The organism is Paraclostridium dentum, from assembly GCF_048568265.1.
Lineage (GTDB): Bacteria > Bacillota > Clostridia > Peptostreptococcales > Peptostreptococcaceae > Paraclostridium > Paraclostridium dentum.
On sequence record NZ_CP183813.1, the window covers coordinates 2,881,628 to 2,905,331 of the forward strand.

Below are 23,704 nucleotides of genomic sequence, written 5' to 3' on the forward strand. Positions count from 1 at the left end.
TAGAGTAGAATTAGTGATTCTTTTTTGCTAAAATACATAAGACATTATTTTTAGAGGGTGATTATATGAATAGTAGAGGTATATTTATAGCTATAGAAGGTCCTATAGGAGTTGGTAAAACAACATTAGCTAATATTTTAAACAATCATTTTAACTGTACTTTATTAAGGGAAATAGTAGAAGAAAATCCATTTTTATCAAAATTTTATACAGATATTAAAGAATACGCATTACAAACGGAATCATTTTTTTTATTTAATAGAATCAAACAATTAGAAGATACTGAGAAAAATTTATTGAGTCAAGGTACAAGTGTTGTTAGTGATTATCACATTATTAAAAATCTTATATTCGCAGGAATAACTCTTGATAATATGCAGTTTTATAAATATAAGCAAATGTATAATATTTTTATTAATGACCTGCCTCAACCAGATATAATAATCTATCTTAACTCAAATACAGATGTATTAATGAATAGAATAGCTATGAGAGATAGAAGCTTTGAAAGACAAATGGATAGAAACTATATACAAGAATTAAGTACAGAGTATAAATATTACTTTAATCCATTATCTATAAAACATAATTTTGTAGGTAAAGAACCTCTTATATTAGAAATAGATAACTCTAATTTAGATTTTCTAAATAATGACAATGATAGAAAATTTATAATAAAAAAAGTAGAAGATGCTATTAACAGCTTAGGAGGACATGAAAATGTTTAAATTGGTAAATCAGTGTAATAAACCGTTAAATAGAGATTTATTTATAACTGTTGCAGGAAATGTTGGCGCGGGTAAATCTACACTTACTAAATTAGTTGGTGAAAAATTAGGTTTTGAAACTCATTTTGAAAAAGTTAATGGAAATCCATACCTAGAAGATTTTTATAAAGATCAAAATACTTGGGGATTTCACTTACAACTATATTTTTTAGCTCAAAGATTCAAACAACAAAAAGAAATAGACAGTAACGGACTTAATAATATTCAAGATAGAAGTATATATGAAGATGTTGAAATATTTGCTAGAAACTTATATGATAACGGAAAGATGAGTAAAAGAGATTATATAACTTATAGAGATTTATTTAATGATATGGTTCCTCACTTAAGAAGACCCGATTTAATGATATATCTAGATGGATCTATAGATACTATCGTAAATAGAATCAATATGAGAGGTAGAGAGATGGAGAAGTCTGTTGATTTAGATTACTGGACTAATCTTCACAACAGATATAAAAAATGGATTGCTGAGTACGACCAGTCCCCTGTTCTTTATGTAAATATAAATGAAATTGACTTAAAAAATAACCCAGAACACTTAGATGCTTTATGTAATGAAATAAAAAGCTTATTAAATATATAAAATTTAAAATAGTGAATTAACTAGGATAGAAATATAATTTTTAAAATTGTATTTCTATCTTTTTTATTATTTTTTTTATTTTTTTACTTAAAACAGTATATGAAACTTATGATTATTGGTAAAATAGATATATATTTCATGAACCATTACTTTTTTTGATGATTTAATCCAAGGAGGAATTTTTAATGATAGAAGAGTTTAAAACATTTATAGCAGTTGTTGAACATCAAAATTTTACCAAAGCAGGTGAAAGTATAAATTTATCTCAACCAACAGTAAGTACTCATATAAAAAATTTAGAAAATTATTTTAATACAACTCTAATAAACAGATCTATTAAGCAGAAAAACATATCTATAACTGATAATGGATACTTATTATATAAAAGAGCTAGAGAAATAATAACATCTATAGAATCGGTAAAGGATGAACTAAATAGTATTTCTAGTTCAATCAAAGGTCATATAAAGATAGGTGCTAGTTTAACTATTGCCGAATACTTTTTACCTAACTTTCTAGCTGTATTTTCTGAAAAATATCCAGATATAGAAGTAGAAATGCTTGTTGAAAATACACATAAAATTTGTGAAAAAGTAAAAAGTTCAAACCTAGATATTGGGTTGGTTGAAGGAAGCCTTACTTCATTTGATTTCAATCAAAAATTCTTCTTTGAAGATAGTATGATTTTAACATTTTCTCCAGATTTAGAAATTGATCCATTAAACTTTAATATAGATTCAATAAAAAATAAAAAATGGATAGTAAGAGAAGAAGGTTCTGGAACAAGAGAATATTTAAATATATTCTTAAGTAATAATAAAATAACACCTAGACAAATAATGGTATTGGGAAGTAATCATGCTGTAAAAGAAGCTGTAAAAAGCAATCTTGGAGTTTCAATTATATCTAAATTGGTAACAGACTCAGAAGGAGATTCTTTAGCAACTGTTAGTTTAAATGACACTTACAATAGATACTTCTCTTTTATAACACCAAAAGATATAAAACCATCAAGTACAACAACTTTATTTATAGATGAGTTAAATAAATTTTCAAATTTTGAAAAATAGAAGAAAACCAAAGACCTCGTAAATGTCTTATAACTAACACACTTGCGAGGTCTATTATTTAATTAATATACACTATCACTTTTAATCTATTTTCAAATTTTATAACTTATTTGATATTAATTGTATAGTTACTATCTAAATAGTCATAACTATAGACATATAAATAATATAAACCAGCATCTGCATTATAAGTATTTTTTAATAAATTGTTTTCAATGCTAGGGTAAGCAACATAATTATTTAAATCAGTAGACTTATATAGTATCCAGTTAATACCATGACCATCTAAATTATCTAAAACTATATCTATAGTTTTAGGATCTTTAATTTCAAAAGAAAAAACATCATTAGTATCATCTTTGTTTAAAGAACCTCTAACTACACTTCCTAAAGATATTGAATTAGCAGTTTCAAAACTATCATTTGGCTCAATTTCTTTAATATCACCTTCTACAACTTCACCTTTTGGTAAAATACCCGTAAACACAACTTCAAATTCATATTTATTATTATTAACCTTGTAATCAACAAAGTAATTAGTAACAGTCTTATAACCAGACCAAGGAAGTTTTTCTAAGGAATTTAAAAATTCATTAGATTTATTATTCATAGCTTCCCAATCTTTAGCTTCTCCTCTAGAAGTATCTCCTGTATAAGTTCCTGTTAAAGTAAATGCATCAAAAAACTCGCCTTTTTCTCTAACTATATTTACATTTTTTAATGGAACTATATTTTTAATATCAGAAGAAATTTTATTTAAATCAATGGCATCATGAATAGCCAAATAATCATCAGAAACAAGTGGAACTGTCAAAGAATCATACTTATCAACTAAGTTTTGCATATGAGTTTGATAACCTTGATCTACTGTAGTACTTTTACTTAAAGTTTCTATATAAGAATCATATCCAGATACATTATTAGATATAATGTTATCAACTAAATTATTAAATATATCTAATCTATTATTGTACATATAATCACAAAATGCAAAACCATAATAATAGAAATCCCAAGATCCATACTTAGAATGAAGTAATTTATCTGTAGAAAATCTTTCCGCTGGATCAGTTGCTAAACCAGAAACTTGAGATTTTCTAGGAAGTACATCATTATCTCTAGTAGACCCTGCAAAAAATTCTGCACTACCTTCTTCAAACCAAGTCAATCTCCAATCCTTCCCCTGATAAAAATCACCAGTTCCCCACATACCAGGAACCATGTAACGACCTTGTAAATAGTGACAGTACTCATGTCTAAATAACTCTTCTAAACTAAATATACTCTCCTCAGGAGTTCTCTCATAAGTAAAAAATGTGCCGTCACCTTCTATATACATACCCCCATTATCAGTACTATATCCATATAGAGGTTGGTTAAGTTTGTATTCTTTAGGACTATTATATAAAACCATAGTTAAAACATCATCTGGATTTCCTTTTTCTAGTTCATTATCATTCCCTATAACTCTATGGAATTGAGCTTTTACTTCTTTAGATGCCCAATATAATCTTTGAACTTTTTCCTTCGTAACCTTATCTCCAGTGCGTATTACCATAGAAGAATCTTCAAAAGTATAAACATTAGGTAAATAGTGTGATTTTCCTTCTTCTCTTATTTTATTAATATCTAGAATAGTTCCATCAGCTAATTTTCCATTGAAATAATATGAAATAAAGTCAACTGCATCAAAATATTGAAGAGATAAATATGGATAAATTTCTAAGCAGCTATCAAGTTTCTTTTGAATACTTGTTGAATTTGAATGGAAATTCGATAATTTAGCGCAATAATACATTCCTGCATTAATTAACCAATCATTATCATCAGTTACATTTGTTAATATAGCAAAGTTTGTAACAGCATCTATATATCCATCAACTTTAGAAAACCAAGGTGATTTATCTGCAGTTGTTTTAGAATTGTACAAGTAAGAATTTAAATCATATTCTATACCTTTAGTGATTTGGAATACAGCATTTGTTTTTGAGTAATCTTTTAAATTAGCATCTAAGCTGCTATTAAACTGCTTTAAAATAGGCACGCAATTATTTACAACATCAACATTGCAAGCACTATTTCCAATTAACATACCCAAAGACTGAATAACATTATTTTGACCAGACTCCCCAATCTTGAAATTAGGGTTTTTCTGAATTGAAATCATAGCAGGAATACACTTTTCCCTATAAGCTCTATCATATAAATGACTAAGAGAATCATTATAATAAGCTAAATAAAAACCAGATCTTAAAACTTCCACCAAAGTAGGTATTCCTTTATCATCAGTAGCAGTATAAGTTGCTCCTCTATCTTCTAACGTCTTAATAATTGCATTAACACGAGCTTCATCATTATAAAATTTGTAAGCATCTTCATTATAAACAAAAATATCTTTTATTTGAAACCAATCTATCGTAACTAGTAAATCTGTTAACTCCTTATAACTTAATTTATTAAGGTCATTATAGGTATAAGTAACAGACTTGCTTAGCTTGGCAGACTTAGCTGACTTAATAGTTGTATCTGTATCTTGCTTTCCTAAAGGCTCAATATTTAAATCTTTCTTAAACTGATTTTCCTTAGTATCATGCTTAATCTTTTGACCTATATGGAAAGGCATAGAATTTATATCACCTGGAATATTGCTAGAACTAGGTAATTGAGTGTTTGCAAATGAAATGAATGTTAAATTAGTTAAAACCAAGGCTAAAGCTAAAGTAAAAATCAAAAACTTAGAATGTCTCTTCTTCATAGTGCCTCCTTATGCGCTTTAAAATATAATCTTGTAGGCAAGATATACTTTTATCTATATGCGTAAATAAGGATAAGCGTTCCGAATAAAATTCGCTTTGCTTGAGCGACTACGTCTGCGAACCACTTTATGTCGCCAACGACTTCGTCCGTTGCTCAAAAAAGAAGGTAATAAATGACTTATCATTTATTACCTTCTTTTCCAATCACTCATCATAAAATATAATTTTAATTCAGTGGTAGTTATTATTTGTTGAAAGAGCTTTAAATACCACGTTCTCCAGGTATTTGGCGAATGAAACAAATATAACTACCACGAAAACTCAAAGTATATTTTATTACATACCTAGTTCTTTAAATTCTCTACTTCCTGGTTTTATTAAATCTATCTCTCCAGCTTCACATAAAGGACATCCATCAGCTTCATAAACTTGTATATCTAATTTTATTGCACTGTATATAGGCATTCCTATATCATGATTAGTTCTATCTGCTATACATGCAACCCCTATAACTTCTCCACCTAAAGCTTCTAATGCTTTTTTTGTTTCTATTGTAGACTTACCAGTAGTAACAACATCTTCAGCTATTATTATCTTAGCCCCTGGCTTAACTTCAAATCCTCTTCTTAATTGCATTTCTCCATCTTTTCTCTCTGTGAACACAGACTCTTTTCCTAATTGTCTACCTAATTCATATGAAACTATAACTCCTCCCATAGCTGGTCCAACAACTAAGTCTATTCCTAAATCTTTTATTTGATCAACTACAGTACTTAATACTTTCTCAGCTTGATTTGGAAATCTTAAAACCTTAGCACATTGTACATATCTATTACTATGCTTTCCTGAAGATAATAAAAAGTGCCCTTCTAATAAAGCATCACATTCTTTTAATATTTCAACAACATTTACATTACTCATAATTATATTCTCCCTTATAGTTAATTTTTCTTTTTCCTCATCCACAGTAATTTTTACGTGAGCTGTGCGAAGGATTAAGATTTACTTGTTGAAAAAGAGTTAAAGACATTTTTGAGTCTTTAGCGACTGAAACAAGAAATCTTAATCCGTAGCTACCTCATTAAAATTACCTAAACTATACCTCTAATTTCATCTAAACTTTTGATTCCTTCTCTATCCATATAATCTTCTATTCCTTTGATTATATCTAATCCAATTCTAGGATTTATAAAGTTAGCAGTTCCAACTTGTACGCAAGTAGCTCCAGCCATTATAAACTCTATGGCATCTTGCCAATTAGTTATTCCACCCATTCCCATTACTGGTATGTTTACTGCTTTACAAACTTCATGAACCATTCTTAAAGCTATAGGCTTTATTGCAGGTCCAGATAACCCAGCATATATATTTTCAAATACCGGTTTTTTCTTATTTATATCTATAGCCATAGCTTTGAAAGTATTAACTAATGATATACCATCTGCGCCTTCTTCCTCACATACCTTTGCCATCCCAACTATATCTTCAGCATTAGGTGATAACTTTACAACTAATGGTAGTTTAGTTTTTGCTCTTACAGCTCTTACAACTTCCCTTGCAACCTCATTTTTTATCCCAAAGGCCATACCTCCTGCCTTAACATTTGGACAAGAAATATTTAATTCTATCATATCTATAGGTTGGTCGTTTAGTAACTCTACACCTCTTATGTAGTCATCTAATGTTCCTCCACCTAAATTTGCAATTCTAACCGTATCTAGTTCTTTAAAAAACTGAAGTTCATTTTCTATGAAACCTCTTACTCCAGGATTTTCAAGTCCTACGCTATTCATCATCCCTGATGGAGTTTCGTGAACTCTCATACCTTTATTTCCATCTCTTTTTTCCAATGTAAGCCCTTTGCTACTTATTCCACCCAATTTTTCTATATCATAAATTTCTGCATATTCTTTTCCAAATCCAAAAGTCCCCGATGCCATAACTAAAGGATTTTTAAATTCTATATTTCCGAATTTAACATTTAAATTAGCCATTGAATATCACGTCCTCTCCCCAGAACACTGGCCCATCTTTGCATGTTTTTTTATTTCCAAATTTAGTTTTACAAGTACAAACTAAGCAAGCTCCTACCCCACATGCCATATGATTTTCTAAAGATACCATTATTTTTGTATTAGTTCCTTCTGTCATCTTTACTAACTTTTCCATCATGGGTGTAGGCCCACAAGTTAATATATAATCATATTTTTCTACATCTAATATATCTGTAACAAAAGTGTCTCCTATAGCTATGTTTACTTCATTACACACTTCATTGTATTCTTCTTCTAATATAGCTTCTTTTCTGAATCCTAGGTATGCATCACAGTTTTCAATATTTTTAGCTACTAGGTATAGTGGAGCTATACCTATGCCTCCTCCTACTAATGCAACCTTACCTTTTACATTTTCATATCCATTTCCATAAGGGCCTTCTAATTTAATTTCATCATTTACTCTTAAATTGCTTAATATTTTAGTTCCTTCTCCCACAACCTTATATAAAAAAGATATACTATCTTCATTTACATCATGAACACTTATCGGTCTTGAAAGTAATGGGTATGTATCCCAGGCTCTAAGCATATAAAATTGACCCATCTTAGCTTCAAATTTACCCTCTACCTTCATAAAATACATATCTTCGCCTATATATTTATTTTCTAAAATTTTGTACATTATTGCATCCCCCCCTTTACGTCATACATAACTCTTCCATCTCTTATAGTCATTATTATTTTCCCTCTAACTTTTTGACCATCAAATGGATTGTTTTTTCCTTTAGATATAAACTTAGATACATCTATAACGTCTTCTTGTTCCGAATCTACTATAACTAAGTCCGCTCTTAAACCTTCTTTTATTAATCCCTGATTTAAACCTAGCAATTTAGCAGGATTCGCACTCATCATCTCACTTAATTTATTTAAAGATATATTGTTTTCATTAAATACTTTGTTTACCATTTGGAATGCAACTTCTATATTGGATATTCCAGGAGCTCCTTTTTCTTTGTCTTCTTTTGTATGAGGAGCATGATCCGTTCCTATCATATCTATATATCCATCTTTTATTCCTTGTATTAAATGTTTCATATCTTCTTTCTCTGCAAAGGCTGGGTTAACTCTATATTCTAATCCATATCCGAATATATGATGAGGACCTACCTCACAAGTGAACTTATATCCATCATTCTTATATTTTTTAATTTCATCTAAAGTATCTTTTAAACTTATATGACAGATATGAAGATTTCCTCCAACCTCTTTAAGCATGTTTAAATCTCTTTTTACTATTTCAAACTCCGGCTGACAATGAGTTAGAACTTTAAAATCCAATTTTTTAGATAAACTAAGTGCATCTCTCATTATTTTTTCATTGTGAAGAGTGTATCCATCATCAGAGAATAAATCTGTATACGTTCTCATTTTTTCTATATCTATAATTTTTTCACCTTCAAGATTTTCTGTTATAGCGCAGACTTGCTTTATATCACATAAATCTAATTTCTTAGCTTTGCTTAACACATATTCCATAACCTGTTCGTTATCACAAACTGGCTTAGTATTCGCCATTGGACAAAGTACTGTGAATCCACCTTTCAATGCTGCTTTTTGTCCTGTCTCTAAATCTTCTTTATGTGTTAATCCCGGGTCCCTTAAGTGTGTGTGTAAATCTATAAATGCCGGCATTAAAATTTTATTTTTTCCATCTATAATTTTTAAACCTTCAATATCAGTAGGATTTATATTCGAGTCTATTTTAGAAATCTTATCATTTTCAATAAGTAAATCTCCTTTAAAGTTCATGCTAGAATCAATCATTTTTACGTTTTTTATAAGAAGTTTACTCATTTGCATCTACCCCCAGAAGTTTCATTATTAATGCCATTCTAACGTACATTCCATATTTTGCTTGATCGAAGTATACCGCTCTATCATCTTTATCTACCTCTGTATCAATTTCATTTACTCTTGGTAATGGATGCATAACTAACATATCTGGTTTAGCTTTTTTCATTTTTTCTGTTGTTAATATATAATAATCTTTAAGTCTTTCATATTGTTCTTGATCTTCAAATCTTTCTCTTTGAACTCTAGTCATGTAAAGAACATCTAAATCTTCTATAACCTCATCTAAGCTATTAGTTTCCACATATTCGTGCCCAACTATAACTTCTTTTATATATTGAGGCATTTCTAACTCTTTAGGTGATATAAATACAAATTTAGTATTTTTATATCTTGCCATAGCTTTAACTAGTGAATGTACTGTTCTTCCGTTTTTTAAATCTCCACATAATCCGATAGTATGATTTTCTAAATTTCCTTTAAGTGATTTTATTGTAAGAATATCTGTAAGTGTTTGAGTTGGATGTTGATTTCCTCCGTCTCCTGCATTTATAAATGGTACTCTAGCAAACCTTGACGCCTCTAAAGCTGAACCGGCTCTTGGGTGTCTCATGACTATAGCATCAGCATAACAAGATACTGTTTCCATAGTGTCTTCTAATGTTTCTCCTTTTGCTGTTGATGAAGAATTTGGTTCTGAAAAGCCAATTACCTTTCCACCTAATCTGTTCATTGCAGCTTCGAAGCTAAATCTTGTTCTTGTTGATGGTTCATAAAATAAAGTTGCTAGTAAATTACCTTCACAAACTCGTGAGTATTTTGACGGATTGTCAATTATATTTTGAGATAAAGATAGAATTTCATCTATTTCATTTATCGAAAAGTCTTCTGGTTGGATTAAATTTCTTCCCTGTAATTTCATATATGTTCCTCCTTTTTTAGCCTCTCTGGACTAAATTTAAAAGTATTTTAATTTTTTTCTTTTATAGAATATTATCACCTTTAAGAAACGATGTCAATATGAGTTTATAAAAAATCGGTCTTACTTAAGCAAAAAAAAAGGATATATTTATTTAAATATATCCTTTTAAATCCTATATTATAATACTCTCTTAGCTCCTACGTAAGCTTTTTGCCAGTAAGATGAGTTTATGTTACTAACTTTAACAACATCTCCTGAGTTTGGTGCATGAACCATGTTTCCTCCACCAACATATATACCAACGTGGCTTACTCCTCCGCCACCAGTTGCGAAGAATACTAAGTCTCCTGCTTGTAAATTAGCTTTACTTACAGATCTACCAACTCCGTATTGAGAAGATGAAGTTCTTGGTAAAGATACTCCTGCAGCATTTCTAAATACATATGAAGTAAGTCCTGAACAGTCAAAGCTGTTAGGCCCTTCCGCTCCCCAAACATAAGGAGATCCTAATTTAGCATAAGCTAAGTCAACTACAGCAGAAGCTGCATTTGAGTTATTAACTGGTGGTGCTGGCTTTTCTTCTTCACTTGAGTTATTGTTATTATTATTATTGTTGTTATTATTGTTATTGTTATTGTTGTTATTTGTATTATCGTTATTATCTACATTACTGTTGTTATCATTATTATTGTTGCTATCATTATCATTATTATTTTCGTCATTATCTACATTATTGTTGCCGTTGTTATTATTGTCATTGTTAGTTGTACTGTTATCATTGTTTTCTTCAACAGCATCATTATTGTTGTTATTGTTGTTTTCAACATTGTTGCTTTCATTTTCATTAGTAGCATCATTGTTTGTTGTTTGATTATTATCAGATACTTGTCCATCATTTTGATCTTTAACATCTGATTGAGTCTTTTCTTCTTCTACTACTGGAGCTTTATCAGATACGTATAAATCTCTTACAAATCCTTCATTTTCTCCATTTTTAACTTTTACCCAGTTACCTTCAGTTGCTAAAACTTGAACTTTTGTAGAAGCTGGTAAATTATCTTTTACATCAGACTCTACATGAGCATCTTTTCTTAAGTTTACTTTATCTGCTGTTATATAAGCATTAGCTGCTTTAACATCAACATATCTAGATGCTATCCATCCTTCAGTTTCATCATCTAATTGAACTTTATACCATCCATCTTGCTCTCCAACTATTTTAAATTGGTCACCTGTGTATGCTATAGTTTGAACTGATCCTTGCTTTCTTACTTTTACAGCAACTCCATCTTTAACTTCTGCAACTTTAAAATCTACATCTTTATAGTCTTTTAAGTTTATTACATTCTTTTCATTAACGTCTTTTTTATCTGTTGCCTTCTCAACTTTTGCATCGTCTGCATGCGCTATCCCGTTCATTGATAATGCCATAAATGATGCAAATACTGGTACTAATATTTTTCTCTTCATAATGTTTTTCCCTCCAAAAATTCACCATAAGTATTCTTACGTGTTATTTTCATAGCTGAAACCTATGTAGGATAAAATACTAATACACAAGATATTTTCATTTTTGTATTTATATGTCACAACTTTGTAACTGTTTTGTAAATAATTGTTACAAGTTATATAGTATTCTTATATTAACAATATTTAACTTATATCTTGTATATAATATTTAAAAATTTATTATTTTATCCAAAAATAACTTTTAATATACATTTTTATATTAATTATATACTATTTTTTTCAAAAAGTAAATAAATTTGGATATTTTAGCAGATATTAGCATGTAATTTTTTATATCTAGTGTATAAATTTTTTTATATGCTTTTTTTATTTTTTGCATAAAAATAAAAGTGTACATTTAATCAGTATAAGACTGATTAAATGTACACTTTTTTTATTCTAAATTTTATTTATTTTAATATTATTTATTAAGCTAAAGATGTAGCTTCTTTCTTAGCCTCTTCTTTAACAGGAGCTTCTGTATACCATCCTCTTAATTTCATAGCATCAGCTATTCTCTTAATTGACATCATGTATGCAGCTGTTCTCATTTCAACATTGTGGTCTCCTGCTAATGTCCATATTTCTTCAAATGCTTTTTTCATTAAAGCTCTTTGTTTTTCTTGAACTTCGTCAAAACTCCAGTTGTATCTCATTAAGTTTTGAACCCATTCAAAGTAAGAAACTGTAACTCCACCACTATTAGCTAATATATCTGGTACTAAAGTTATTCCTTTTTCAAATAGTATTTTATCTGCTTCTGGAGTAGTTGGTCCATTAGCTCCTTCACATACTATTTTAGCTTTTATATCTCCAGCATTTGCTGAAGTTATTTGATTTTCTAGTGCACAAGGCATTAATACGTCAACTTCTGCAGTTATTACACTTTGGTCAACAGCTTCTGCACCTGGGAATCCTTTTATACATCTATGTTCTTTATTGTAAGCCATTAAAGCTTTCATATCTATTCCATCTTTATTATATATAGTTCCTGTATGATCTTCTACATATATTACTTTAGCTCCTGCTTCATCTATGTACATACCAGCGAAGCTTCCAACATTACCAAATCCTTGAAGTCCTACAGTAACATTTGATACATCTATTCCTTTTTTCTTAGCTGCTTCCATTGCAATTGTAGCAACTCCATATCCTGTAGCTTCATTTCTAGCTAAAGATCCATAGAAATCAACTGGTTTTCCAGTAAATACTCCTGGTTGGAATTCCCCTGTAACATTTGCATATTCATCAACCATCCAAGCCATTATTTGTCCATTTGTATTAACATCTGGAGCTGGTATATCTTGTTTTTCTCCTATTATTGGAGCTATTGACTTAGCAAATCCTCTAGATATTCTTTCTAACTCAGCTTGAGAGAATTCTGTAGGGTCGATGGCCATACCACCTTTACCTCCACCATAAGGTATTCCTACTACTGAACACTTGAAAGTCATCCAAGTAGATAAAGCTTTAACCTCGTCCATACAAACTGCTGGATGGAATCTTAATCCTCCTTTAAATGGTCCACAAGCATTATTATGTTGTGATCTATATCCTGTAAATGTTCTTACAGTCCCATCATCCATTTTAACTGGGAATGATACTTCTAACACTCTCATTGGATTTTTTAATATTTCATATACTGCTGGATCTGCCCCTAATTTATCGCAAGCAGTTTTTACTTGAGATCTTGCTATCTCTAGAACATTTAAAGTTTTTTCAGCCATTTTAAAAGCCCCCTTAAAAATATTTTAATTTTTTAAATCCCCTTTGTTATTTGTCGGAAAATGATTTCCTCCACTTACAGTTTGATTATAGCACAGTTTTTTATGTATTTGTATAAAATTTCTATTAGTTTTTTATTTAACACTTTTTATCTTGTTTACTCTTATATCTAGCCTACTTACATTTATTAAAGTAACATCATACAATGCCTTTATTATATGTTCTTGAAGCTTAAAAATAGTTTCAATACAGTTAAATAAATCCAATTCTAAAATAATAAATATTTCTAAATTTCCTTTTTTATTGTTAAATTTTACTGAATTAATTTTGCTTATGTAATCAAATTTTGATAGTTCAAAAAATATTATTTGATTTATTGCATTTTTTTTAATATAAAAATTCCCCATATAGCTAAATGTCGGTCTAATAATAGTTTTTTCAACTAATATAGATTCTTTATTTTCTCTTTTAAATAATTTTTTAATCGGATTTATACTAAGTCCACTAGCAATAGATTTAACCTCTAATGTCGGAAGAGGTATTATGTGATTTCCTTTACTTCTCCACTCTTTCGCAATATCTATTTCTTCTTGCGTCGATATTTCATTTATATAAACAGTTTTATATATTTTCGCTAAATTTAATTTACTAGCTATCTGATTTACCATTTTATCTGATGTTCCTATTATTAAAATAGACTCTATATTTTCTTCCACTATTTTAAATTTAACTTCATTTCTATGGTTTTCATCATTGAATATAGCTCTTTTAACTGCCTGAATTTTGGTGCTTGCTTGTTTTGCTGATATTCCAGCAATTATTTTATTCTTAAAAATTAAAATTCCATCATCTATTATATAGTTTATATTTTTTTCATAGGCTAACTCTAATGCTTTATAACTTTTTCCAGAACCACTCTCTCCTACTAATGCATAAACCTTCATATTTACACTCCTATAATATATATTTAAAAAGGAGCGTCTCAAAATAAGTAGGGATAGAATAAATATAAGTTTTAGCGACTTTCAAAGCATCTTTTCAGCTTTAGGAGCAAAACTTATATTCATTCTTTCACACTATACTATTTTGAGACACTCCCTTAATTATATATTATAGCAAAACTCTCCATTTCCTTTAACAGAAAAGAAATCTGCATATCCTATTTCAAAAATTCTTTTTTCTAAATCTGGTATTTCTATATTATTTTTTATCAAATGAGTAAGAACCCCTACATAAGATATATCACCTTGAACTATCACTCCTTTAATAACATTATCTTTTATTATAAACTTTTTATATCCGGTTTCATCTTTTCTAACATTTACGATACAATCTTCTTCCATATCAACTATTCCTAGCGAAACTGTAGGTATACCTAAAAAATTCATTGTGTTTCTGTATACAAATGAATCATCTATTTTTTCTTCTCTTCCAGCCATATTATAGGCAGCTACTATTCCTTGTTTCACAGCTAAAGGCCAAATTGCATTTTTACCAACAACATCACCTGCCGCAAATATGTCTTTTGCAGTAGTTTTGCAATTCTCATCTATGATTATTCCTCTATCATAACTTATAAACTCTTTATTTATAAATTCAGCATTTGGAATAACACCTGTTGCTACAATTGCCATATCACATTCTATATAAGTTTCATCATCTAATACTACTCCAATTATATTTCCATTATTATCCATGCAAATTTCATTAACACTTGCACCCTTGAAGAATTTCACACCTAATTCTTTAAATTTATTTTCATATACTGATGCAGAGTATTCATCTAACTGCCTATTTAGTATAAAAGGTTCTCTATATATTACAGATATATCTAAATTTTTATATTCTAATAATCCTATAAGAGCATCTATTCCTACAAGCCCAGCTCCTAATATGGCTATTTTTTTACAATCTTTTGCTTTTTCTTTTATTTCATAAGCATCTTCTATATTTCTAAGTCCATACACATGTTTTGCTTTTTTTAAGTTTTTTATAGGAGGCATAGCTGATGATGCCCCTGTTGCAATTAATAGTTTATCATATTTAAATTTTTCACCAGTCTCTAGTATAGATACTTCTTTATTTTCTATATCTATATTATTTACAGTGCATGACTTTTTCCAACTTATATTATATTTTTCATCAAATTTAGTTTCTACAAAGTTTAAGCTATCTAATGTTCTATGTTCAGATATAATATGATGCAACATACATCTTGAGTAAATGTGTTCATCTTTTGATATTAATGTTATATTAGCTTTTTCATCTAACTCCCTTAATACTTTTATAGCGTTAATGCCTGCTGCACTAGCACCCAGAACTACATAATTCATTTTTTACCTCCTCTTGTAGCGTTATTGCTCCAGTTGGACAATTAGCTACACACTTGGGATATCCTATACTTTCACACATATCACATTTTAAAATAGTTTGTTTTGTTTTATCATCAGGCTTTAAAGTTCCATATGGACATGCCATAACGCACATATAACAAACTCCACACTTATCTTTGTCATAACTTACTATTCCAGTTTCTTTATTTTTTGTCATAGCTCCACTCATACATGTAAGTACACACTCTGGAGTTTCACAATGTCTACAAATAATAGGAATTGGATTATTAAATTTATTTAACTCTATGTGGTTTCTACTTTCGTTATCTAGGTCTTCTAAATCTAAAGAGTACATATCTTTTTGTAAATCGTTTCTTAACATGCATGCTAAAACACAACTCTTACATCCGGTACATAATTCTTTATTAATTAGAATCCTATGCATAGCATTCCACATCCTTTAATCCTAATTTTTCTCTTCTATCTATAATTATCTTTTCTAATGTATCAGCTGAAGATACAACCTCTGAATCAACTATAACATGACCTCCAGTTATGTCCTTTAACCCTTCAGTTAAAACTTGTGTAACTAATTTACCACCTGTTATAAATGGAGGTAATGCTAAATGAAGAGGCAATCCTAAAGCTAATCCAAATGCTCCATCTGCTAAAGCTTGTTCTTCTAACCATTGAGGTGCAGATAAAATCAGTGGAAGCTGAGGTATATCTATTCCTAATTCTTTAGCGATTTCAGTAGCAACTATTTCAAGTCTTCCTATAGCTAAACATGGTCCAAAGTTCAATACTGGTGGTATTCCTAAAGATTTGCAAACTTCTTTTAAATTTTCACCTGCTAATTCTTCAGCTCCAGGAGACATTAATCCAACATTTTCTAAGCCTCCAGTTGAACATCCTGCAGATAAAACGATTATATCTCTTTTTATAAGCTCTTTAGTTAATTCTACAGTAAATACATCGTGTCCTTTTGCTGTCATATTTGAACATCCAACAACTGCTGCTATTCCTTTTATTTTACCTTCTGCAATTAAGTTTATAAGAGGTTTCCATGAGTCCCCTAAAAATGCCTTTAAGTTCTTCTCGCTTACACCTGTTAATGAAACATCATGGCCGTGGTCACTAGGTATGTCTATTTCAACTTCGCCTCTTCTTGATTTATAACTTATTAAGGCTTCATTTATTAATTTTTCTGAAATTGATTCTATGTTCTCTCTATCGAATGGTACATATTCTGCATTAACTTTTTTAGCTACATCATCTAAACAAACCATTTTCACTTTATATTTATCTGCTATAGGCTCTATCCCTGGTATAGTACAGTTAAATTCAGATGCAATCATATCTATTGCTCCTGTAGAAAGTACAGCCTCACTTGTAAAGTTATTTCCAGCATGACCTGCAAATACCTCTTGATAGTGCTCACCTCTTAACTGTAAATCTTGCCCTACACAAGTACATCCAACTAATTTAAACCCTTTGGCTCCTGCTTCTTTTGCTAATTTAACAACATCTTCATCTTTCAATCTATCTTGGAAGTGAGCAAATGTTGAATGTTGATGTCCTGTTATCATTATGTTTATATAATCTTTATCTATAACTCTAAATCCTACAGGTGCAGTTCTTATAACTGGCTCTCCTAAAATAACATCGTTTAAAAGATTAGTTAGTGTAAGTCCATATAATCCTGTAGATATTCCTAAATTTAAGCAGTTTATAAGCATATCAACAGGGTCACTATTTAAATTTGTAGATGACTTAACTATTGCATCAAAAACTTCTGACTTAGCTCCTCCTGGCATTATTCCTATTTCTTTCCACTTGTTAACTCTTGGAGCATAAGCTATTTTCTCTACTAACTCCATTTTCTCATCTCTAGATTTATATAAATCATCTAAAACTTTTTGTGCAACTTTTATACATTTTTCATGTCTATCATTAGCTTCAACCCCAAATATTTCAGCTAATTCATCTATTGTCTTTTCTCCCTTTATTATTCCTTTATCTTCACCTAATTTTTTCAAGTTTCTAGCTGTATTTTCAACAACATGCAGATAGCATGCAGCTCCACTTGCAACTGCTCTTAAAAAGTTTCTAGCAACTATTGTATCAGCATCTGCTCCACAAATTCCCCTTGGAGATTTAGGTGTTATTCTACATGGTCCATTTGCACATAATCTACAACATACACCTTGAAGTCCAAAACCACATTTAATTTTTTGATCTTCAGTTCTATGGAATGCCGTTTCAACATCCTTCGACGCTACAAAACTTTCTAACTTTTTATCTGCACTTTCGCACATTTTACAACTAACACAAGACATAAATTACTTCCCCCTAAATTTATTTTTATGGTAATTCTTTTTATATATACCATGCATTGTTAATAGTTAAACATATTTTTTGAAAAAGTTTTCCTAATTAAAAAAACTTATTTAATTTTGAAAAAATCCAATAAGTAAATAAGTTTTTTATAATCTATTTGTTTAAGCCTTCGCTTATATTTTTCAATTTATTTTTTACTCTATCTGATTCTGTTCCATTTAGTGGTGTTGGTTGATAGTTATTAACATTACCTTCAGATGATATAGAACAAGGTATAATTTCAGGCTTATTTATACTTATCAGTTTATTATCTTCAAAGTTAAACGTTTGTTTGTATATAAAAGTATCTTTATCTTGAGGATTTTTATTACCTCCAAAACAGAAATTACTTAGGCTATATGCAATATACTTTCCTTTATATTCTTCTATTCCTTGCATAACATGAGGATGACTTCCTAACACCCCATCAGCTCCATTATTTATAGCAAAATGCGCAAAATCTTTTTGAACTTGATCAGGATAATATTGTCGCTCTGTTCCCCAATGGAAATATACAAATACTACATCCGATTCTTTTTTCATACTTTGTATATCTTTTTTCATATTATTTAAAAATTCTTCATTATAATTTTCAGGCCAACCATTGTAACCTAATAATCCGACCTTTACACCTTTAACATCTACTATACTTTTCTCTCCTAAACCAAAATAATCTATATTATTTTCTTTTAATATAAATTTAGTTTGTTTCATACCCTCGTCAAAATAATCCTCCGAGTGGTTATTTGCTAATGTTACAGCATCTATTCCACCTTCTTTAAGTATATTTACATAAGAAGGATCTCCTTTAAATGCAAATTTTTTAACTTTTGCATTGCTTGCGCTAGTTAAAGGCCCTTCTAAATTTGCTACAGTTAAGTCATCCTCTTCAAAAATTTTCTTAACATTTTTTAAAAAGTATCCATAATCTTGCTCTTGATTTTCAAACTCATTATCAAAAGATCCATAATATGAAGCTCCCTTATAGTTCCCCATAGTTATGTCCCCTACAAAATTAATAGTTATGCTTTCCTTTTTTACTTCTGTTACTTCATCAACTTTTTTTGATTGTTCATTAATATCTTTAATTTTATTATTTCCTACAATAATTTTAAAAATAAGCATGCAAATAACTACCACTACAACAATTATTCCAGATATTAATAGTGATAGCTTCTTTTTATTAATCTTTTTTTTCATCTATCTACCTCCACAAAAGTAATAAACCCTAAATATATTATAGCTTATGCATTTGTCAAAATAAATCGGTTTATGTAATATGTTTGTTTTTTTGTATGTATTCTAATTATTGTTATATATATTTTTTTTTGTTATAATACTAATGAACATAATTTTACATATTTTAGGAGGAGATTGAAAATGGCTTACAAAATTAATGATGCTTGTATAAGCTGTGGTGCTTGTGAAGCTGAGTGCCCAGTTAGCTGTATATCAGCTGGAGATGACAAATATGTTATAGATGCAGATACTTGTATAGAGTGTGGTGCTTGTAACGGAGTTTGTCCAGTAGATGCTCCACAACCAGAATAATAATAAATTAAAATAAAAAAGCTACCTACTTTGTAGGTAGCTTTTTTATTTTAATTTATTTATCTTCATTCATAAGATATGATAAAGTAAATAAACTTTCAGTTAAGTTTACATTTTCAACTATAACATCATTTGGTACTTCTAAATCTAACGGTGCAAAGTTCCAAACTCCTTTTATACCTGATTTAACTAATCTATCGACAACTTCTTGCGCCCCATTTTTTGGTATACATAATATCGCTATATCGATATCATTTTCAGCTACGAACTCCTCGATGTCATCAGAATCTAATATTTCAAAATCTCTAATTTTTAATCCTATCATTCTTGGGTTTGCATCAAATAAAGCTTTTATCTTAAACCCTGCTTTAGTAAAACCTGAATAATTAGCTATTGCTTGTCCTAAGTTTCCAGCCCCAATTATTATAGAATTATAAGTTCTAGATAACCCTAATATTTTACCTATTTCATTGTATAACTCTTCGACATTATATCCGTATCCCTGCTGTCCAAATCCACCAAAGTTGTTTAAATCTTGTCTTATTTGAGATGCTGTAAAGCCAATTATATCGCTTAATTCTTTAGAAGATATTCTTTGTATATCTCTATCTAACAAATCTCCTAAGTATCTGTGATATTTAGGTAATCTTCTTATTACAGCCATAGAAATATTTTTATTACTCATCTCATCACCTCCTATATATTCATTATCCCTGTTTTATATACTATGCTATTTTTTTAACAAAATGCATATATCCTTGATTATATTATACCAAAACATTATAATTTTAGATAGTTTAAAGGAGGTATAATTTTATGATTGTTTTGTCGTGTAATAACTTAAATAAAAGTTTTGGAATAGATACTATATTAGAAAATATTAGCTTCACTGTAAACGAAGGCGATAAGGTCGGTATTATAGGTGTAAATGGAACGGGTAAAACTACTTTATTTAAAGTCCTTTCTGGTATTTATGGGTATGATAGCGGAGATATATATCTTGGTAAAGGTGTAGAAATAGGATATCTTGAACAAAATACAAATTTCCAATCGGAAAAAACTATCTATGAAGAAGTTTTAGAAGTTTTTTCTGATTTAATGGATATGGAAAACTATATAAGAGATTTAGAAATTAAAATATCAGAAGAAGGTTCTAACCCTAACTCAAAGATTTTGGATAAACTTATGAATGAGTATTCTCAAAAACTAGAACTTTTCTCTGAACTAAATGGTTATGGTTATAAATCAGAAGTAAAAGGTATTTTAAAAGGGCTAGGTTTTTCTGATTCTGATATGGAAACTCCAATAAATATATTATCTGGAGGAGAGAAAACCAGAGTCTTACTTTCTAAGCTACTGCTAAAAAACCCTTCACTTCTACTTCTAGATGAACCAACTAACCATCTTGATTCAGATGCCATCGAATGGTTAGAGGTATTCTTAAAGCAATATAAAGGAACTGTAATTATCATATCCCATGATAGATATTTCCTAGATCAAGTTGTAAATAGAGTATTTGAAATTCATAATAAAAGACTTAAAACCTATAATGGAAATTACTCTAAATTTATAGAATTATCTAAAGTAGAAAAAGAATTAGAAGTTAAAAAATATGAAGATCAACAAAAAGAAATTAAAAAACAAGAAGAATCAATTGATAGACTAAAAGCTTACGGAAGAGAAAAACACTTAAAAAGAGCTAGAAGTAAAGAGAAGATGCTAGATAAAGTTGATGTGTTAGATAAGCCTGATGTGTTCAGAAAAAAAGCTAGTATTCAATTTAGTCCTTCTGTATCTAGTGGTAATGATGTCTTACAAGTAGAAGACCTTTCTATGGGTTATGGTGAAAGAATACTATTCAAGGACATAAACTTTAATATATATAGAGGAGAAAAAGTTGCTTTAATAGGAGCTAACGGAATAGGAAAGTCTACTTTATTTAAAATAATAATGAATGAAATAATACCGTTAACTGGTACTGCTAAACTTGGTGCAAATGTTCATGTAGACTACTTCCACCAAGAGCAAAAAACTCTTAACCTAGATAATACTATTATTGATGAAATCTGGAATGATCACCCTAGTCTAAATCAAACCACGCTTAGAAATATGTTAGGATCCTTTTTATTTGAAGATGAAGAAGTCTTTAAAAAAATATCTACACTAAGTGGTGGAGAAAGAGCTAGAGTTGCTATATTAAAATTAATTTTATCTAATTCTAACTTTTTGTTACTAGATGAGCCTACAAATCACCTTGATATAGACTCTAAAGAAGTTCTTGAAGAAGCTTTATTAAATTATACAGGAACTTTATTTACAATATCTCATGATAGATATTTCTTAAACACAGTTGTTGATAAAATACTTGTTCTTGATTCTGATGGAATAACAGAATATCTAGGTAATTATAATTATTATATGGATAAGAAAAAACAAACTTTAGAGATGAACTCTATAGAAACAACTGAAGAAAAAACGAAAACTCAATTAAAAGATGAAAAACGAAAAGAAAGAGAACAAAGAGAGTTAGAGAAAAAAGCTAGAGTTAAGAGGCAGAACATAGAAAAGGAAATTGAAGAAATAGAAGTTAAAATAGAAGAACTTAATGTTCTTATGTGCCAAGAGGAAATATATTCTAATCCTGAAAAATCTAAAGAAGTTAGTCAAAATAAGTATTCTTTAGAAGATAGATTAAATAATTTATATGAAGAATGGGAACAGCTAATGTAGGCTGTTCTTTATTTTTGATAATTCTGAAATTAATAAAATAAATTAGTTGATATATACATACTATTTATATTAACATATTATAGACGTTAAATTTAAGGGGGTGTCTTATTGACAAATATTTTTAATTTAAATGATGAAAACAAGAGATTTTATAAATTATTAGTTTCACTTTGTATTCCTATAATAATACAAAATCTTATATCTACATCTGTAAACATTATAGATACGGTAATGATTAGTAGCTTAGGAGAAGCATCTGTAGCATCAATTGGAGTTGCTAACCAATACTTCTTCTTATTCAATATGACTTTATCTGGACTAACAGGTGGAGCTGGTTTATTTATATCTCAATTTTTTGGGAAAAATGATGCTAATAATATAAAAAAGGTGACTGGATTAAATGTTTTACTTGGAATAATATTAGGTTTATTATTTTTTATACCAGCTTTTATATTCCCTAAAGTTATAATACATTTTTTCTCTTATGATCCTGAAGTCGTTAAACTTTGTATTCAGTACTTTAGCATTATAGCGTTTTGCTATCCTTTAATAGCCGTTAGTACTGTATTTAGTATGGGATCTAGGAGTATTAGAAATCCTAAACTTGGAATGATTTGTAGTGCTATTGCTCTTTTAAGTAATATTATATTGAATTATTGTTTAATATTTGGGAACTTAGGTTTCCCTGCTTTAGGAGTTCGTGGAGCTGCTATAGCTACTGTTATAGCTAGATTTATAGAGTTCTCTCTTTTAATAGGATATGTATATATATTAAAGAAAGATTATGTTTTAAAATTTAATATCGCTAATCTAAAGTCTATAGATAAGCAGTTTATAAATGCTTTCTTTGAAAAAAGTACACCTATATTGTTAAATGATAGTGGTTGGGCAGTAGGTACAGTTTTATATTCTGTTGCTTATGCAAAAGCTGGTACTTCTGCAATTGCAGCTAGCCAAATAGCTACCAGTACTGGAAACTTCTTCATTATGACAGCTGTTTGCGTCGCTATAGGAGCATCTATTATGCTAGGTAATGAACTTGGTGCTGATAATAAAGAAGTGGCTATTGATTATGCTAAAAAGTTTTCTAAAATAGTTTTTATAGTAGGAACCCTATTTGGTATACTTCTTATACTAAACATACCAACTCTACTTAAAATGTTTAGTGTTTCAGAAAATCTAGCTCCTGATATTATTAAAATATTTGTTATTATGGGATTATTAATGGGTCTAAAATCTTTTAATACCCTTTTAATTATAGGTATTTTGAGAAGTGGTGGAGATACTAAGTATTCTTTATTTTTAGAATTGGGATGTATGTGGTTAGTATCGCTTCCTCTTACTTTTATATTTGCAATTAAAGGAGCTCCTATTTATATACTTGTCCTTTTTACTTACTCTGAAGAGATTGTTAAGTTCATATTTGGGGTACCTAGAGCATTATCTAAAAAATGGGTTGCTAATATTGTAAAAGAAATTGATTAGGTCGTGCTCGTTGGAAAAT

Annotated in this window: 20 protein-coding genes; 6 read left to right on the plus strand and 14 right to left on the minus strand. The window is 29.4% G+C overall.

Annotated features, from left to right (window positions below):
- Window positions 1-65: 65 nt before the first annotated feature.
- The 3 genes from ACN6I1_RS13425 to ACN6I1_RS13435 all read left to right on the plus strand — a co-directional run bounded on the left by ACN6I1_RS13425 (window position 66) and on the right by ACN6I1_RS13435 (window position 2,444).
- Window positions 66-728, plus strand: coding sequence for a deoxynucleoside kinase (locus ACN6I1_RS13425; RefSeq protein WP_021428329.1), 663 nt, complete (start codon window positions 66-68; stop codon window positions 726-728).
- Window positions 721-1,374 carry a deoxynucleoside kinase gene (locus ACN6I1_RS13430; RefSeq protein WP_021428315.1) on the plus strand — a complete coding sequence of 218 codons (654 nt, stop codon included), beginning with the start codon at window positions 721-723 and terminating at the stop codon, window positions 1,372-1,374. The genes ACN6I1_RS13425 and ACN6I1_RS13430 overlap by 8 nt, the downstream gene beginning before the upstream one ends.
- Window positions 1,375-1,559: 185 nt before the next feature.
- The gene (locus tag ACN6I1_RS13435) at window positions 1,560-2,444 is read left to right on the plus strand and encodes a LysR substrate-binding domain-containing protein (RefSeq protein ID WP_025161362.1); all 885 of its coding nucleotides are present in this window, start codon (window positions 1,560-1,562) and stop codon (window positions 2,442-2,444) included.
- Window positions 2,445-2,550: 106 nt separating this feature from the next.
- On the opposite strand, the gene ACN6I1_RS13440 is transcribed toward ACN6I1_RS13435, so the two are convergent.
- The 13 genes from ACN6I1_RS13440 to ACN6I1_RS13500 form a co-directional block, all read right to left on the minus strand.
- Window positions 2,551-5,199, minus strand: coding sequence for a collagenase (locus tag ACN6I1_RS13440; protein ID WP_419742203.1), 2,649 nt, complete (start codon window positions 5,197-5,199; stop codon window positions 2,551-2,553).
- Window positions 5,200-5,536: 337 nt separating this feature from the next.
- Window positions 5,537-6,121: an orotate phosphoribosyltransferase gene (gene pyrE / locus ACN6I1_RS13445; RefSeq protein WP_021431594.1), complete on the minus strand. Its 585-nt coding sequence runs from the start codon at window positions 6,119-6,121 to the stop codon at window positions 5,537-5,539.
- A gap of 170 nt (window positions 6,122-6,291) precedes the next feature.
- Window positions 6,292-7,194 (minus strand): dihydroorotate dehydrogenase, encoded by a 903-nt coding sequence (locus ACN6I1_RS13450; protein ID WP_257440183.1) that lies wholly within the window; start codon window positions 7,192-7,194, stop codon window positions 6,292-6,294.
- The gene (locus ACN6I1_RS13455) at window positions 7,187-7,879 is read right to left on the minus strand and encodes a dihydroorotate dehydrogenase electron transfer subunit (RefSeq protein WP_025161365.1); all 693 of its coding nucleotides are present in this window, start codon (window positions 7,877-7,879) and stop codon (window positions 7,187-7,189) included. Before ACN6I1_RS13455 ends, ACN6I1_RS13450 begins: the two co-directional genes overlap by 8 nt.
- Window positions 7,879-9,054 carry a dihydroorotase gene (locus ACN6I1_RS13460; RefSeq protein WP_419742204.1) on the minus strand — a complete coding sequence of 392 codons (1,176 nt, stop codon included), beginning with the start codon at window positions 9,052-9,054 and terminating at the stop codon, window positions 7,879-7,881. Before ACN6I1_RS13460 ends, ACN6I1_RS13455 begins: the two co-directional genes overlap by 1 nt.
- A complete protein-coding gene (gene pyrB / locus ACN6I1_RS13465) occupies window positions 9,047-9,973 on the minus strand; it encodes an aspartate carbamoyltransferase (protein ID WP_419742205.1) in 927 nt (308 codons plus the stop codon). The genes ACN6I1_RS13460 and pyrB overlap by 8 nt, the downstream gene beginning before the upstream one ends.
- A gap of 177 nt (window positions 9,974-10,150) precedes the next feature.
- The gene (locus ACN6I1_RS13470; protein WP_419742206.1) at window positions 10,151-11,443 is read right to left on the minus strand and encodes an NlpC/P60 family protein; all 1,293 of its coding nucleotides are present in this window, start codon (window positions 11,441-11,443) and stop codon (window positions 10,151-10,153) included.
- Between the two features lie 467 nt (window positions 11,444-11,910).
- Window positions 11,911-13,209 (minus strand): Glu/Leu/Phe/Val family dehydrogenase, encoded by a 1,299-nt coding sequence (locus ACN6I1_RS13475; RefSeq protein ID WP_419742207.1) that lies wholly within the window; start codon window positions 13,207-13,209, stop codon window positions 11,911-11,913.
- 132 nt (window positions 13,210-13,341) lie between these two features.
- Window positions 13,342-14,151 carry an ATP-binding protein gene (locus tag ACN6I1_RS13480; protein WP_419742208.1) on the minus strand — a complete coding sequence of 270 codons (810 nt, stop codon included), beginning with the start codon at window positions 14,149-14,151 and terminating at the stop codon, window positions 13,342-13,344.
- Window positions 14,152-14,310: 159 nt separating this feature from the next.
- On the minus strand, window positions 14,311-15,540 hold the full coding sequence (locus tag ACN6I1_RS13485) for an NAD(P)/FAD-dependent oxidoreductase (protein ID WP_419742209.1): 1,230 nt from the start codon (window positions 15,538-15,540) through the stop codon (window positions 14,311-14,313).
- On the minus strand, window positions 15,515-15,985 hold the full coding sequence (locus tag ACN6I1_RS13490; protein WP_419742210.1) for a 4Fe-4S dicluster domain-containing protein: 471 nt from the start codon (window positions 15,983-15,985) through the stop codon (window positions 15,515-15,517). The genes ACN6I1_RS13485 and ACN6I1_RS13490 overlap by 26 nt, the downstream gene beginning before the upstream one ends.
- Window positions 15,978-17,879 carry an anaerobic carbon-monoxide dehydrogenase catalytic subunit gene (cooS, locus tag ACN6I1_RS13495; protein WP_419742211.1) on the minus strand — a complete coding sequence of 634 codons (1,902 nt, stop codon included), beginning with the start codon at window positions 17,877-17,879 and terminating at the stop codon, window positions 15,978-15,980. The genes ACN6I1_RS13490 and cooS overlap by 8 nt, the downstream gene beginning before the upstream one ends.
- Window positions 17,880-18,033: 154 nt before the next feature.
- Window positions 18,034-19,119 carry a CapA family protein gene (locus tag ACN6I1_RS13500; RefSeq protein WP_419742212.1) on the minus strand — a complete coding sequence of 362 codons (1,086 nt, stop codon included), beginning with the start codon at window positions 19,117-19,119 and terminating at the stop codon, window positions 18,034-18,036.
- 180 nt (window positions 19,120-19,299) lie between these two features.
- Here ACN6I1_RS13500 and ACN6I1_RS13505 point away from each other — a divergent pair, with 180 nt between their 5' ends.
- A complete protein-coding gene (locus ACN6I1_RS13505) occupies window positions 19,300-19,470 on the plus strand; it encodes a DUF362 domain-containing protein (protein ID WP_021428309.1) in 171 nt (56 codons plus the stop codon).
- Window positions 19,471-19,525: 55 nt separating this feature from the next.
- Here ACN6I1_RS13505 and ACN6I1_RS13510 read toward each other — a convergent pair whose 3' ends face one another.
- The gene (locus ACN6I1_RS13510) at window positions 19,526-20,155 is read right to left on the minus strand and encodes a redox-sensing transcriptional repressor Rex (protein WP_021428264.1); all 630 of its coding nucleotides are present in this window, start codon (window positions 20,153-20,155) and stop codon (window positions 19,526-19,528) included.
- A 131-nt stretch (window positions 20,156-20,286) separates the two neighbouring features.
- On the opposite strand from ACN6I1_RS13510, the gene ACN6I1_RS13515 reads away from it, so the two are divergent.
- Complete coding sequence (locus ACN6I1_RS13515; RefSeq protein WP_419742213.1) at window positions 20,287-22,200, plus strand: ABC-F family ATP-binding cassette domain-containing protein; 1,914 nt, start codon at window positions 20,287-20,289, stop codon at window positions 22,198-22,200.
- A gap of 108 nt (window positions 22,201-22,308) precedes the next feature.
- Window positions 22,309-23,685: an MATE family efflux transporter gene (locus tag ACN6I1_RS13520; protein ID WP_419742214.1), complete on the plus strand. Its 1,377-nt coding sequence runs from the start codon at window positions 22,309-22,311 to the stop codon at window positions 23,683-23,685.
- The last annotated feature ends 19 nt before the right edge of the window (window positions 23,686-23,704 follow it).

Excerpts from the sequence above, each read along its gene's own strand:
- ACN6I1_RS13440 (WP_419742203.1), bottom strand. The coding sequence starts at position 5,199 with ATGAAGAAGAGACATTCTAAGTTTTTGATTTTTACTTTAGCTTTAGCC.
- ACN6I1_RS13510 (WP_021428264.1), bottom strand. The coding sequence starts at position 20,155 with ATGAGTAATAAAAATATTTCTATGGCTGTAATAAGAAGATTACCTAAA.
- ACN6I1_RS13435 (WP_025161362.1), top strand. The coding sequence starts at position 1,560 with ATGATAGAAGAGTTTAAAACATTTATAGCAGTTGTTGAACATCAAAAT.
- pyrB (WP_419742205.1), bottom strand. The coding sequence starts at position 9,973 with ATGAAATTACAGGGAAGAAATTTAATCCAACCAGAAGACTTTTCGATA.
- ACN6I1_RS13455 (WP_025161365.1), bottom strand. The coding sequence starts at position 7,879 with ATGTACAAAATTTTAGAAAATAAATATATAGGCGAAGATATGTATTTT.
- ACN6I1_RS13425 (WP_021428329.1), top strand. The coding sequence starts at position 66 with ATGAATAGTAGAGGTATATTTATAGCTATAGAAGGTCCTATAGGAGTT.
- ACN6I1_RS13515 (WP_419742213.1), top strand. The coding sequence starts at position 20,287 with ATGATTGTTTTGTCGTGTAATAACTTAAATAAAAGTTTTGGAATAGAT.
- ACN6I1_RS13460 (WP_419742204.1), bottom strand. The coding sequence starts at position 9,054 with ATGAGTAAACTTCTTATAAAAAACGTAAAAATGATTGATTCTAGCATG.
- pyrE (WP_021431594.1), bottom strand. The coding sequence starts at position 6,121 with ATGAGTAATGTAAATGTTGTTGAAATATTAAAAGAATGTGATGCTTTA.
- ACN6I1_RS13500 (WP_419742212.1), bottom strand. The coding sequence starts at position 19,119 with ATGAAAAAAAAGATTAATAAAAAGAAGCTATCACTATTAATATCTGGA.
- ACN6I1_RS13485 (WP_419742209.1), bottom strand. The coding sequence starts at position 15,540 with ATGAATTATGTAGTTCTGGGTGCTAGTGCAGCAGGCATTAACGCTATA.
- ACN6I1_RS13505 (WP_021428309.1), top strand. The coding sequence starts at position 19,300 with ATGGCTTACAAAATTAATGATGCTTGTATAAGCTGTGGTGCTTGTGAA.
- ACN6I1_RS13490 (WP_419742210.1), bottom strand. The coding sequence starts at position 15,985 with ATGCATAGGATTCTAATTAATAAAGAATTATGTACCGGATGTAAGAGT.
- ACN6I1_RS13470 (WP_419742206.1), bottom strand. The coding sequence starts at position 11,443 with ATGAAGAGAAAAATATTAGTACCAGTATTTGCATCATTTATGGCATTA.
- ACN6I1_RS13450 (WP_257440183.1), bottom strand. The coding sequence starts at position 7,194 with ATGGCTAATTTAAATGTTAAATTCGGAAATATAGAATTTAAAAATCCT.
- ACN6I1_RS13480 (WP_419742208.1), bottom strand. The coding sequence starts at position 14,151 with ATGAAGGTTTATGCATTAGTAGGAGAGAGTGGTTCTGGAAAAAGTTAT.
- cooS (WP_419742211.1), bottom strand. The coding sequence starts at position 17,879 with ATGTCTTGTGTTAGTTGTAAAATGTGCGAAAGTGCAGATAAAAAGTTA.
- ACN6I1_RS13475 (WP_419742207.1), bottom strand. The coding sequence starts at position 13,209 with ATGGCTGAAAAAACTTTAAATGTTCTAGAGATAGCAAGATCTCAAGTA.
- ACN6I1_RS13430 (WP_021428315.1), top strand. The coding sequence starts at position 721 with ATGTTTAAATTGGTAAATCAGTGTAATAAACCGTTAAATAGAGATTTA.